Origin of the sequence: Longibacter sp. (assembly GCF_051155795.1) — a bacterium.
Classification (GTDB): Bacteria; Bacteroidota; Rhodothermia; order Rhodothermales; family Salinibacteraceae; genus Longibacter.
The window spans coordinates 1-12,949 of the sequence record NZ_DAXETW010000007.1; the positions used below are offsets into that span (position 1 = coordinate 1).

General features: G+C 65.8%; 10 protein-coding genes. 9 read left to right on the top strand and 1 reads right to left on the bottom strand.

Annotated elements, in window-relative coordinates; translation table 11 throughout:
• From ACFCU0_RS01210 to hrpB, 6 genes are all read left to right on the top strand, one after another.
• Window positions 1-816, top strand: an 816-nt coding sequence (locus ACFCU0_RS01210; RefSeq protein WP_434971831.1) for a zinc-dependent alcohol dehydrogenase, incomplete at its 5' end; no start/stop codon positions are given.
• Window positions 817-868: 52 nt separating this feature from the next.
• On the top strand, window positions 869-1,252 hold the full coding sequence (locus ACFCU0_RS01215; protein WP_434971832.1) for a DUF779 domain-containing protein: 384 nt from the start codon (window positions 869-871) through the stop codon (window positions 1,250-1,252).
• A gap of 254 nt (window positions 1,253-1,506) precedes the next feature.
• Window positions 1,507-2,106 (top strand): hypothetical protein, encoded by a 600-nt coding sequence (locus ACFCU0_RS01220; RefSeq protein ID WP_434971833.1) that lies wholly within the window; start codon window positions 1,507-1,509, stop codon window positions 2,104-2,106.
• A 123-nt stretch (window positions 2,107-2,229) separates the two neighbouring features.
• Window positions 2,230-3,363, top strand: a complete 1,134-nt coding sequence (locus tag ACFCU0_RS01225) for a mechanosensitive ion channel family protein (RefSeq protein WP_434971834.1) — start codon at window positions 2,230-2,232, stop codon at window positions 3,361-3,363.
• Between the two features lie 45 nt (window positions 3,364-3,408).
• Window positions 3,409-6,711 carry a hypothetical protein gene (locus tag ACFCU0_RS01230; protein ID WP_434971835.1) on the top strand — a complete coding sequence of 1,101 codons (3,303 nt, stop codon included), beginning with the start codon at window positions 3,409-3,411 and terminating at the stop codon, window positions 6,709-6,711.
• A 263-nt stretch (window positions 6,712-6,974) separates the two neighbouring features.
• Entirely contained in the window at window positions 6,975-9,515 is a 2,541-nt protein-coding gene (hrpB, locus tag ACFCU0_RS01235) for an ATP-dependent helicase HrpB (RefSeq protein WP_434971836.1), read from the top strand.
• A 26-nt stretch (window positions 9,516-9,541) separates the two neighbouring features.
• On the opposite strand, the gene ACFCU0_RS01240 is transcribed toward hrpB, so the two are convergent.
• Window positions 9,542-10,342, bottom strand: a complete 801-nt coding sequence (locus tag ACFCU0_RS01240; protein WP_434971837.1) for a crotonase/enoyl-CoA hydratase family protein — start codon at window positions 10,340-10,342, stop codon at window positions 9,542-9,544.
• A gap of 265 nt (window positions 10,343-10,607) precedes the next feature.
• Between ACFCU0_RS01240 and ACFCU0_RS01245 the strand changes: the two genes are divergently transcribed.
• The 3 genes from ACFCU0_RS01245 (at window position 10,608) to ACFCU0_RS01255 (ending at window position 12,855) form a co-directional block, all read left to right on the top strand.
• Complete coding sequence (locus ACFCU0_RS01245; RefSeq protein WP_434971838.1) at window positions 10,608-11,114, top strand: helix-turn-helix transcriptional regulator; 507 nt, start codon at window positions 10,608-10,610, stop codon at window positions 11,112-11,114.
• 119 nt (window positions 11,115-11,233) lie between these two features.
• Window positions 11,234-11,806 (top strand): RNA polymerase sigma-70 factor, encoded by a 573-nt coding sequence (locus ACFCU0_RS01250; protein WP_434971839.1) that lies wholly within the window; start codon window positions 11,234-11,236, stop codon window positions 11,804-11,806.
• Window positions 11,807-11,817: 11 nt separating this feature from the next.
• Window positions 11,818-12,855 (top strand): FecR family protein, encoded by a 1,038-nt coding sequence (locus ACFCU0_RS01255; RefSeq protein WP_434971840.1) that lies wholly within the window; start codon window positions 11,818-11,820, stop codon window positions 12,853-12,855.
• Window positions 12,856-12,949: the final 94 nt, after the last annotated feature.

Here is a 12,949-nt window from a genome sequence, read left to right on the forward strand (position 1 = left end):
CGCAACGTGAACACCGTGAAGGAGGGCGATGCCGTCGGCGTGCCGTGGCTCTACAGCGCCTGCGGGTCGTGTGAGCACTGTCACGGCGGTTGGGAAACCCTCTGCGAAAGCCAGGACAACGCCGGCTATAGCGTCGACGGTGGCTACGCGGAATACGTGCTGGCGGACCCGGACTACGTCGGCCACCTACCCGACGACGTGGACTTCGTGTCGATGGCCCCGATCCTGTGCGCGGGCGTGACGGTCTACAAGGGGCTGAAAATGACGGAGGTCCGCCCCGGTCAATCGGTGCTGATCTCCGGGATCGGCGGGCTCGGTCATCTCGCTGTTCAGTACGCCCGTGCCATGGGAATGCGTGTTGCCGCGGTCGACATTGCCGATGAAAAGCTAACCCTTGCGGAGGAGCTCGGGGCCGACGTCACCGTCAACGCGGCGAACGAAGATCCGGGTCAAGCCGTTAAGAAGGCGATCGGTGGCGTTCATGGGGCGCTTGTAACCGCCGTGTCTACACCGGCCTTCCGGCAGGCGCTGGATACGATGCGCCGGAGAGGAACGCTTGTCCTGAACGGCCTCCCACCCGGCGATTTTCCCTTGCCGATCTTCGACACCGTGCTCAACGGCACCACGATCCGCGGATCCATCGTCGGCACCCGCATCGACCTGCAGGAAAGCATCGACTTCGCAACCAACGGCGATGTGTCCGTCCATATCGACACCACGGAATCGCTGGATCACATCAACGAGGTCTTCGACCGCATGCGCGCCGGCAACATCAACGGCCGCGTCGTGCTCGACATCGCGAACGGCATGGCGTAGCGCTGCACACGGGCCGCCCCTGGCTGTCCTTTTCCTTTTAGCTTCCGAGACCATGGAATACACGGTTCCCCGCGTCACCATTACCGACGATGCGAAAGCCATCATCGACGACCTTCGCGAGCGGCACGGCGATCTCATGTTTCACCAGAGCGGCGGATGCTGCGACGGCTCCTCTCCGATGTGCTTCCAGCAGGGCGACTTCCGACTTGGAAAAAGCGACGTCAAACTCGGCGAGATCTACGACTGCCCGTTCTACATGGCGAAAGACCAGTTCGAGTACTGGAAACACATGCAGCTCACACTCGACGTCAAAGACGGCCGCGGCGCAAGCTTCTCACTCGAAATCCCCACCGGCAAACGCTTCGTCATCAAGTCGCGCCTTTTCACCGACGAAGAGCTACAGGTCCTGGAGCCCGTCGAGCCCGTGGATGCGTAGATAAGCATGAACGTGTGTATGTGCCTGTGTCGGACGTCGAGCCCAGGGCGTTGGAGCGAGTTCGAGGAGGCCGGCGAGGGCGGGCGTCGAGGCTTGTCTTTTCTGTCTGAGAGATTTTTCTCACGAGGGAAGGTGAGTAGCCGCACGTTTTCGGCCGGATGCCTTCGCCCAACAAAGCTCCCACCCCTGCATTCCTGACCTCGCCACCCGGCTAAAGAAGAGATACATACACACATACCTACCAACATCTCCCTGTGCGAAGCCGCTCCCCTGCAATTGCACTCGGCATCCTGCTCGTCACACTCGCCTTCAGCGGCTGCGAGTGGCGTGAGATTCAGCGGCGGAATCAGTTGCCGCAGTGTGTCCAGGAGAATGCCGGGCTGCAGGTTGACGTTTATGCCGGGCTGAACGCGGTGGAGGCCAACCTGCTCGACAGCGGTGCACTTCCGAACGTGTCGCGGCAAGGGTACCGGAGCCTGATCGACGCCCTGTACGAGCATCGCCTGTCCGGGGAAGCGGTTCGCCAAGACCTACCATCCCGAAAGGCGCCATCCCGAAAGGCGCCATCCCGCAAGGCGATCTGCCGGGGCGTGGCGGACTGCGGGGATCTCACGGCACCGGCACTCTCCGTCGCCTACCCGCACTGCTACCAGGACATCGCCCGCGAATACGCCTTGCCCGATAGTACCGGGTTCTGGGCACGACAGGGAGACATCTGGAGTACGTTCTTCCGCGAGGGGAACTGGTCGAAGGACCGCACCCTCCGCGCCCTCGACGCCACGCCTCCAAAGTACTTCAAGGAGTTCGAGGTCCGAGCCTTCTACACGCAACACGCCCTCTATCTGCTGCGGTAACGCACGCATCCGGACCACCGCCCGGCAGCGCGGAATGAATCATGATCCGGCACGACTTCGCATTGTGCCGGCTCGTGGTTTATCTTACAGCCTCACCGCCTTCCGCCTGTCGACCCACGGCTGATGCTCCGTGCTCATCTCTCCCCTGTCGCCCTCGTGCTCGCGGTCGTTCTGCTGTCGAGTGGGTGCACGGACCTGTTCTCCTCCGACGACCCCGCTGCCGAAGCGACGCGCACCGACACGGTCACCGTTGCCGTCATCGACACGGTCGTAGCCGGTGCGGACGGGACCGATAGTGGCGGATCCGTGCCGGCAGACACGACCGGCGGAAGTCAGGCCGCAGTCGCCGATACCGCCGCCGAGAGCACGGGGACGGAAGCGGACACCGATGGCCCCCTCGATCGGGAAACCCTGGAGGACGTCCGCAGCTTCGGCTTCCGGCTGGCGGTCGCCATTCTCGTGTTCTTGCTGGCCTTCTTTACGATCAAGGGGGTCGTCTTTGTCCTGGAGACGCTTGCCGAACGGAGCGCCGAGCGACGGCTCCTCTACAAGCGGGTCATCCCGATCGCCCGTATCGTGCTGTGGTCGCTGGCGCTCGTTGTGGTCCTCCAGGGCGTCTTTAACGTGAGCGCGCGCAACCTGCTGGCCGCGGCCACCGCCATCGGTGTCGCCGTCGGTTTCGCCGCGCAGGACATCCTCAAAAACATCTTCGGCGGCCTCGTTATCATCTTCGACCAGCCCTTCCAGGCCGGCGACAAGATCTCCGTTGGCGGCACGTATGGTGAGGTGGTATCGATTGGACTCCGGTCCACGCGGATCGTGACGCCGGACGACAACCTCGTCACCGTGCCGAATGCGCAGATCGTGGACGGCCAGGTCTCGAACGCAAACGCCGGGGCTCTCGATTGCCAGGTCGTCACCGACCTCTACCTCCCCGGCTGGGTCGACGAGAGCCAGGCCAAACGGATCGCCTACGAAGCGGCAGCGAGTTCAAGTTACACGTATCTGAAGAAGCCGATCGCGGTGATCGTCAAGGACGAGTACGACGACGGCCACGTGCTGCACCTGAAGGTCAAGGCCTACGTGCTCGACACGCGGTTCGAGTTTCTGCTGGCGAGTGACGTGACCGAGCGCGCACGCCGGGTCTTCCGCCGCGAGGGGCTGCTGACCCCGGCCACCCGTGCCTTCATCGACGTGGCATCGGGGCCTAACCCCGCCCGGTCCGGCGACGGAGCCCCCGACCGATCGCCCGACTGATGCGCCGACCGCCTCTCGCCACTCTCGCCTGACCGACGTACCGCCGTGCCCGACCCCTCGTCTCCGCATCCCCGGCCATCCGCCGCTCCCTCCGAAGCCGCCGAGCCCGGCACCGGCGCGGACGCCCCCGAGACCGTCGAGGCGATCCTCACATCGATCCGCACAGCCGTCGACGCGCAGCACCAGGACCTGCTCGACGCCCTCCGATCGGGGGTTCTGGAGGAAGTCCAGGCCACAGCAGCGGAGACGGCCCGGCGTCTGAATGCGGCACAGGAGGCACGAGCAGAACAACTGGACGCGCTCCGGGACGAGGATCGAGACGGCGCCGTCCCGACCGACGCCGGAGACATCGTCCAGGAATATCGCGAGACCGTCGTGCAGGCCGTCCTCACGCCGCTCCGGGAGAAGCTCCGCTTTGTCGATACGGGCGTCGTCCTTCGCAGTGCGCGCCAGGGACTGGCAGAAGACCGTTCGTCCCTGGCCGCCCGGCAGCCGGATACCGTGTCTCGTCCCGAGCCCGAGGCCCTCTTTGCCGCAGATGCCGACGACGGATTCGTGCGGCGGACGCGCAAGGCGTGGACGCGGACGACACGCCGCCTTCAATCATGGATCACTTCCCCGCCAGCGCGGAATCAGGCCGTACCGATCGACCGGCTGGTCCGTTTTCACTTGTACCGTCGCCTTCCGGAAGCAGAAGAAGGCATCGTGCGGGAGATGGAGCAACGGCTGGCCGGGTGGACGGCACGCCTCGAACGGGCCGCGACGGAGTGGGCCCACGCGTCGTTGCGTGCCGAAGCATCGTTCGACCCGCTCGAAGCGGCGGAGCCGCGGGTACCCCATCCCGACCTCGACGCCGAAGCGAAGGCCCGGCCGGAAGAGGAGATCGACCGGCAGCTCCACCGGATGGAAACCGCCGAGGAGGCGCTTCTCGACGTGCTCGAGTCCTCGGCAGAGCTCCGCCTCAAGACCGGCGCAGCGCGGCTTCAGAGGGCCGCCGACCGGGCGCACGCCGCCCTGGAGGAGGACGCCTTCACCGCTGGGTCGTTCATGAGCGAGCATCGCCCCCTGCTCACGCCCCCCGACGACGTGCCCGGGCGATGGGTCGACTGGTACCGCCAGGTAACTGCCCATCTCGCCATCGTATGCCACCTGTCCGACATCCGCGACCGGATCCACACCGAGCAGGAGTCGCTGGCCGGTGCCGTCGTGGATGCCGGCGTCGCTCCCGCCCGGCAGATCATTCGCGACACGCTGCGCAGGCTGCAGGCGTTTCGCGAGGACGTGGACTCCCTGCTCGACGTCCCACCGCCGGGCACCGAGCGTCACCTCGTCCAGTCCCTTGACGACATTCTCGAGCAAATCCTCGAGATGCTGGACACCGACCTTGCCGGCGCCCTCCGGCAGACGACGGTGCGCCGGGACACAGAGGCCGTCGTGCAGACACGCATCGACACCGTTCGAGCTGCTATCGAGGCTCAGCCGGAATCATTCGTCATTCACGCCCTACCGTCCGATCCGGAGGCCCCAATCTCGCCCGAGGCGCCTTCCCACACCGTCCAGTGGCGCACCATCCTCGGCGAGACGACGTCCGTCCTCCTCTTCGATGCATGGCGTGCGTTGCTTCCTCCCATTGCGAAGACTGTCACCGACACGACGGAAACGGCCGATGAGGTGATTGGGATCGTTCGGTTCAACGTCGGCGCGGCCATTGAGGAACTGCAGGACCTGCTCGTGGCACGTCGCCGGGAGGAAAGCACCGACGAACTCGACCAGACGCACCTGGACGCCGCCCGCGAGCTTGCCCTGGACGGCCTGGACCGCGCCATGGCACTTCTTTCCGAAGGCGAGCGCCCGCTGACCGACGCCGGGGTGCCCGTGGTCCGGGCCGTACGCTCGACCACCACAACGGCCTGGGCACGCATCCACGAACGGGTTCGCGCCGCCGGCCAAGCACGAGAGCAGGTTCTCCGCGCCCGGGCGCTGACGGAGTCCTACCTCCGATCCGCGACCGAATGGAGCCAGGCCACCGGACGGGAGCTCCGAATCCGCCTTCAGCGCACGTTGCAGTTGGGCCGTCGTCGCGCCGAACGCATCGTTCGACTGGGCCAGTCGGCCGTCGGCACGGGAGAAGTGGATGATGCCGTCGTCCGCGAAACCGTCGAAGCGGTCGTCGGCCTCGAGGACGAGCTCAGCGAGATGCCGCTGGTCTATCGCCGGCTGTTCTCCCTCCGCCCGGTGCGCGACCCGGACCTGCTGGTCGGCCGGGACGCCGACATCCAGCGCGTGGATCAGCACGTTCAACAGTGGAACGACGGCCTGCCGAATGCGCTCATCCTGACGGCCGACCCGGGCAGCGGGATGACGAGCCTGCTCAACGTGCTCTCGGCCACGACGCTCCGACGGGCGCGCCGCTACACGGTCGACCTCAACGAGCGGTATCGCGACGAAGCGGAGGTGGCGCGGATCTTCGGGCGCGTTCTCGGTCTAACCCGAAACGGGGACCCGGCCTCACTCGACGACCTGGCAGCACGCATCCGGTCTCAGCCGCCCGGGCAACGACACCGGGTCGTCTTCGTCGAACATCTTGAGCACCTTTTCCTCCGCGCCGTCCACGGCACCCGCCTGCTCGGCCGCGTCCTCGAGTTCATGTCGGCTACCGACTCGCATGTCATCTGGATCGGCACCATGTCGGGCTTCGGGTGGCAGATCCTTCAAGCCCACGAGCCGGAAGCCGGCCGCCTCGCAGTGCAACACACACTCACCCCGGTCAACCGTGAGACGCTCGAAGAACTCATCATCCGGCGCCACCGACGAAGCGGGCTGGGCCTCACGTTCGAAGCCCCGGAGGAATCGGCTCAGCCGCTGCTCACGCGACGCTTGGCCCGCGCGGAGACCGACGAGGACCGACAGGCCATTCTCCGCGCCGAATACTACGACCGGCTGCATTCGCTCTGCGGGCAGAACGTGATGCTCGCCCTCTTCCACTGGTTTCGATCCGTACAGCTGGACGCGGAAGGAACCGGCGTGTCGGTCGCCCCGGTCCGACCCATTCGATTCGATTTCCTCGAGACGTTTTCGCTGCGCCAGTCCTTCACCCTGAAGGCCTTTCTCGAACACGCAAGCCTGACCGTCGGCGAACTTTCCGACGTCCTTCAGATTTCCGAGGCGGAAGCACGAACCGTGATGGAGAGCATCGGGAATGCGCAGTTGATCGCACCGGCCGAAACGATCGGCGTCCCGGGCACCTTTGCCTTCGACGGCGTCGAACCCGGGGTCCGGTACCGCGTCCGCCCCATGGTCCTGCACCCGGTTGCACGTCACCTCCGCTCCAGAAACATCGTCCACTAGGCAAGCGCGAAGATAGGGATTGTGGATTGCGAATTGGGAATTGCGAATTGGGGATCGGGAATTTCTCAGTCAAAACCACCCGGCCACATACCGAGAGCCTACAGACGTACAGACATACAAACGATCCCCTCAACTCTCCCCCTTTCTCCCACTCCCCCTTTCTCCCATTCCCCCGCTCTCCCTTTCCCAAGAAGCGAACCGCCCGGCGCGAGGATGCGTGAAATCCCTTGTCCGTTGTCACGTTTCGCTCTCGCCATCCCTTCATGTCCAACCGGAAGATTCCGCCGTCCGACCTGCCCATCGAGGAGGCCCTGCCAGACCTCCGGCAGGCCCTTCGCCGTCAGCCCGAGGCCGTTCTGCAGGCCCCGACGGGTGCCGGTAAGACGACGCGAGTCCCGCTCGCGCTGCTAAATGAAGACTGGCTCGGCAGCGACAAAATCATCATGTTGGAGCCGCGCCGGCTCGCAGCCCGGGCCGCCGCCCGCCGCATGGCCCACACGCTCGGCGAGCGGGCCGGCCAAACCGTCGGGTATCGCGTGCGCATGGACACGAAAGTCGGTCGCCGGACCCGAATCGAGGTCGTCACCGAGGGAATTCTGACCCGCATGATCCAGGACGATCCGAGCCTTGACGGCGTCGGCTGCGTCATCTTCGACGAGTTTCACGAGCGCAACCTGCAGGCGGACCTGGGACTGGCCCTCACCCTGGAAACGCGGGACGTCTTCCGGCCCGACCTTCGCCTTCTCGTCATGTCCGCGACACTGGACACCGGGCCGATCGCTGGGCTCCTGGACGCCCCGCTCATCGAGAGCGAGGGGCGAAGCTACCCGGTCGACATTCACTACGCCGACGAAACGCCGGACGACTACATCGAACCGCACGTCACCGATACGGTCAGCGAGGTTCTTCGGGAGGATGATGGAGACCTGCTCGTCTTTCTTCCCGGGGCCGGCGAAATCCGTCGCGTGGCGTCGTCGCTGAAGGATCGCGGGTTGCCGTCCGACGTGCAGGTTCGCCCCCTGTTCGGCAACTTGCCGACGAAGAAGCAAGATGCAGCCATCGAGCCGAGCCCGGACGGGAAGCGCAAAGTGGTGCTGTCTACCGACATTGCCGAGACCTCTCTCACGATCGAGGGCATCCGCGTGGTGATCGACAGCGGCCGGGTACGAACCCCACGATTCGACCCGCAGAGCGGCATGACGCGGCTGGATACGGTAAAGGTGTCAAAAGCTTCTGCGGACCAGCGGGCCGGCCGCGCGGGTCGACTCAGCCCCGGTACCTGTTACCGGCTCTGGACGCAGCACGCCCATCAGCACCTGAAGGCACACACGCCGCCGGAGATCGTCAATGCCGATCTGGCGCCGGTAGCGCTGGAGCTGGCGATGTGGGGCGCAGCGGACCCGACCGACCTTCGCTGGCTCGACCCGCCGCCGGAGGGCGCGTACGATCAGGCGCGCGACCTGCTGCAACGGCTCGATGCGCTCGACGAGGAGGGAGCGATCACGGACCACGGCCGTGAGATGGCCGCCCTGGGGCTGCACCCACGGCTCGCGCACATGCTGGTAAACGGGCAAAGCCTCGGGCACGGACCCGTCGCCTGCGACCTGGCCGCCCTCCTCAGCGAACGCGACATCTTCCGCGGTCAGGGCGCCGCGCCGGACGTCGACCTGCGCCTTCGCCTCGAAGCCCTGCGCCGCCTCCGTCGCGGGGATCGGCCGACGCCAAATCATGCCCGCAACTACGTCGTCCCGTACGGGGCCGCAGAGCACGTCCGGTCAGTCGCCGACCACTGGCGCCGCAAGACGAGGACGCCGCGCGACCGCGATGGCGACGTCGAGGCCTGTGGACTGCTCACGGCCTTTGCCTACCCCGATCGCATCGCCGAACACCGGGACGGCTCGAACGGTCGCTTCCGGCTGCGCAACGGGCGCGCCGCGGCCCTTCCTTCGCCGCAACTCCTGTCGGACGCCGACTACATCGTCGCCGCGCACGTGGACGGCCGGCGGCGCGAGAGCCGCGTCTTTCTCGCCGCTCCGATCAGTAAGGACGACCTCACATCCTACTTTCCCGGCCACATGGAAACCGACACCCACATCGCCTGGGATGCCGGGGCCCGGCGTGTTCGAGCCCGCGAGCAGACGCGCCTCGGCGCCATTATTTTAAAGGATGGGCCGGTCGAACACCCCGACGCGGAGGCCATGGCCGACGCCATGCTCGACGGCGTTCGGGAGCACGGCCTCGACCTCCTCAAGTGGACCAAAAACGCCCGGCAGCTTCAGGAACGGATCTCCTTTCTGCACCACCATCTCGGCGGGGAATGGCCGGACGTGAGCGACGAGGCGCTCATGGACCGCCTGGACGACTGGCTGAAACCGCACGTCTACGGCATGCGACGAGCCGACGAGCTGAACGGCCTGCACGTCACGCAGCTGCTGAACGAGCTACTGACGTGGGACCAGCGCAACGAGCTCGACGAGCTTGCGCCGACGCATGTCACGGTCCCGAGCGGATCCCGACGGCCGATCGACTACTCGGATCCGGATGCACCTGTCCTCGCCGTTCGCCTCCAGGAAATGTTCGGCCAGACGCAGACACCACGCATCGCCGGCGGACGGGTCCCGCTGACTGTACACCTGCTCTCTCCCGCCCAGCGACCCGTTCAGATCACGCAGGACCTGGAAAATTTCTGGGATCACACGTACCACGAGGTTGCGAAGGACATGCGCGGACGCTACCCCAAACACTACTGGCCCGAGGACCCATACTCTGCCACACCGACGAGCCGGGTCCGGCCCCAGACCTGAGCGTCGCGCCCCCTTGAGGTACGATCTCAGTCCTGCTCCTCGGAGGCGCCCGCTTCCCGGGCGGCGCGGCGTCGCCGGGCAAATCGTTCGGCGCCCTCAAGCGGCTCGCCTGAATCCAGTACCTGACGGCCCAACTCCGCCTCCCGGGCCAGTCCAGCACGTTCCGACAATCCCAGTCCCTCGTACACGGCCCGCCGGTCCGACCGCATACACGCCTGCGGCATCGACGCCAGGGACAGCGCGAGCGATTCCGCCTCGTCACGTGCGCTGCCGGACGGGACGACGCGTGTCGCCAGTCCCATCGCGTGGGCCTCGCTCGCAGACACCTGACGGCCGGTCAGAATCAGATCGAGCGCGCGCCCCAGGCCGACGATCTTTGGGAGCCGCTGCGTCCCGCCGTCCACCAGCGGAACGCCAACCCGGCGGCAGAAGACACCGAAAATAGCATCCTCCGCCACGATGCGAAGGTCACACCAGCACGCCAGCTCCAGCCCCCCGGCCACGGCGTAGCCTTCTACGGCAGCGATCACGGGCTTCGACAATTTCATGCGCGTGCAGCCGAGCGGGCCGTCCGTCGCAGGGTCGGGGTCGACTGTGTGCACATCGCCGTCGGCGAGCGCCTTCAGGTCCGCCCCCGCGCAGAAATGGCCGCCGTCACCGTAGAGGACGGCTACCGACGCGCCGTCGTCTGCTTCGAACGCGCGGAAGGCGTCTGCAAGGTCGCCGGCGGTCCGGGGATCAATCGCGTTGCGCCGGTCGGGACGGTCGAGAATGACGGTATACACCGACCCCTGGGTTTCCACATGAACGGCATCCGATGTAGACATGGGCTGAGCAATTCGACGGCAAAAAGGGACGCTTGCCGTGAACCTCGCCTGTCGTCTAAAGATTCAATCGCTTTGCGCGGTCCCCACGCCCTGATTTCGCCCAATCCGGTGTCCAATCTCGTGCGCCTGACGACATCCTGCAATCGTTCGACTTCGCCGTACAGCGATCTTCGATGCAGGAACGGGAGCGGTCCACCGGACGTGTAGAACCGGCGTAGATGGCCGGTCCCGGTCCACCGCCCGATGCTCATCAATCCTTCCGGCCATGGCTGTTATCTTGTATCCGGCATCGTTTCGAGCCAACACGAAACCGGCAATTCGGACGTCTGCCCCCGACCTTTATTCGGGTCGGCGGTCGAAGCGCCGGACCGTTCACGGGGGCGTTCGTCGTACCCGCCTCCCCATTGCGGGCCGGGCGGTCGCACCGGACGTGGTGGTAGGGCGTGCAGAGACGTTCCTCGACGAGCACCTCGCGGATCCGAACCTGGATCTGCAGTGCCTGGCAGACGCGGCGAACGTGAGCGTGTCGACGCTGGGACGCTCGTTCCGGTCGGTCCGGGACACAACACCGTGGCAGTACGTGCTCACCTCCCGTATCGAACGGGCAAAGGATCTTCTCGTCTCGACGGATCGTCCTCTTGCCGCCGTCGCGCTGGACGCCGGATTTTACGACCAGCCGCACTTTACGCGTACCTTTCGTGAGATAACGGGAACGACGCCCGGCACCTTTCGCAGAACCCACGCGGACTGCGTCGAGGAAGCTGTCTCGTAGCCCATCCCCGCACGGACCCAACGTGTAGTCATCGCCCAGGCGCTGCGTGTACCCACGATGACACTGCCTCGAACTCGTCCGCTCTTCCCGTGTCCGTCGCCGTCGCCCGTCCTTCATCCATGAACGACGTTTCTTTCGATGAGTGGTGCCGGCGCCTGACGGAGTCCGACCGGTCTGCGTACGAGCAGGTTTTTCGTGAGATGTACGAGCCGCTGGTTCGCTATGCGTGTTCGATCACGAAAAGCCGGGCGAGCGCGGCCGACATCGTACAGGACGTCTTCGTCCGACTGTGGGAGTCGCGCTCCAGGCTCGACCCGTCGCAGTCGCTGGAGGCGTACCTCTACCGATCGGTGCGCAATCGCGCGTATAATTTGCACCGAAACCGGCGCACTCGGTCGGACAAGCAGGAAGACGTGCAGACCGAACCGGTCGGCAACCTGTCCCGGCCGCCTTCCCCTGACGACGCCATGGACGCTCGGGATCTGGAACGACACCTGGAGGCCTGGATCGACGAGCTTCCCAACCGACAGCGCGAGGCCCTCAAGCTCAGCCGCTTCGAGGGGCTCAGTCACGAGGATGTCGCCGAAGTGATGGAAATCTCCCCGCGCACCGTGAACAATCACATCGTGCGCGCCCTCCGCTCGCTTCGTGAACGGATCCGTACGTATGAACCCAGTTTGTTAGACGCATGAGCCGCAATCGCTTGCCTTTTCCCGAACACCTGAAGGAGCATCTGAAGGACGAAGCGGACCGCGGGTCGCTCGCGTCCGTCTGGCGTCTTCTCGGAGTCGTCGCTGATCCGCCGGCATCCGAGGAGCGTGAGGACGGCGTGGACGCCGCGTGGGAAACCGTCCGTCAGCGTGCGTTCGGCGACGACCTCTCGGATGCACCGCCGGTCACGCGGGGCCGTCGCGACCGCTCGGCCCGGGGTCCGAGATCGGGAACGCGCCCGCGCCGGCGGATCCTGTTCGGAAGCGTGGCGCTGGCGATTGTCCTCCTGGCAATCGGACTAACCGTCTGGTGGCAGCAACCCGTGACGGTGCGCTCGGCCTCCGGTCAGCAGATCTCCGCTCAGCTGCCGGACGGGTCGACCGTCGAGCTGAACAGCGGCACGACGCTGAGATATCAGCGCGGCTTTGCGTTCCTTCCGGGTCTTCAGGCCGCACGGCGATCCGTCGAACTGGATGGGGAAGCGTACTTCTCCGTGACGCACGGCGACCGCCCGTTCGAGGTCCGGACGTTCAATACACGCGTGGAAGTGCTGGGGACCGAATTCAACGTGCGCGGCCGCTCCGACAGCGGCGGGGCTACGGAAGTCGTCGTCGCCTCCGGAAGCGTCCGGGTCGAGTCCGTGCCGAACCCGGGTGATGCAACCCGCGACAGCGAGGCCAGCGCAGTCAGCGTGGTGCTAGATGGCCCGGGGCAGCGCAGTCGCGTAACGCGGGACGTCGAACCGCCGTCGACCGTCGACGTCTCCCGCGTGCTCGCCTGGCGCCATGCCGGCTTCGCCGTGACAGACCTGCCGCTCGCAGCGATCGTCAACGAACTGGAGCGTCGCTACGACCTGCAGGTGCGTCTTGCGCCATCGGCGCGTGCGCTCGGAGGCTCGTTGTCGCTCTACTACAGCGGCGAGGTACGCCCGGAAACGATCATCCACGATCTATGCACAGCGCGCGGCCTCTCGTACCGGCCGATCAGCGACGGGTACGAAATTTACGCGGACGATCCGGTCAACCGGTAAACGGCGACGGGGAGCATACCGAGGGATCTGTTTCGATTTTAGCGGGTTCACAGGTTCTGAACACGAACGGGTACTCCGCCTTCTCGCCGCGGCC

What these genes read in the sequence shown, in the direction of transcription:
- ACFCU0_RS01215 (WP_434971832.1), top strand. Translation starts at nt 869, where the DNA reads ATGGAATACACGGTTCCCCGCGTCACCATTACCGACGATGCGAAAGCC.
- ACFCU0_RS01225 (WP_434971834.1), top strand. Translation starts at nt 2,230, where the DNA reads ATGCTCCGTGCTCATCTCTCCCCTGTCGCCCTCGTGCTCGCGGTCGTT.
- hrpB (WP_434971836.1), top strand. Translation starts at nt 6,975, where the DNA reads ATGTCCAACCGGAAGATTCCGCCGTCCGACCTGCCCATCGAGGAGGCC.
- ACFCU0_RS01240 (WP_434971837.1), bottom strand. Translation starts at nt 10,342, where the DNA reads ATGTCTACATCGGATGCCGTTCATGTGGAAACCCAGGGGTCGGTGTAT.
- ACFCU0_RS01245 (WP_434971838.1), top strand. Translation starts at nt 10,608, where the DNA reads ATGGCTGTTATCTTGTATCCGGCATCGTTTCGAGCCAACACGAAACCG.
- ACFCU0_RS01250 (WP_434971839.1), top strand. Translation starts at nt 11,234, where the DNA reads ATGAACGACGTTTCTTTCGATGAGTGGTGCCGGCGCCTGACGGAGTCC.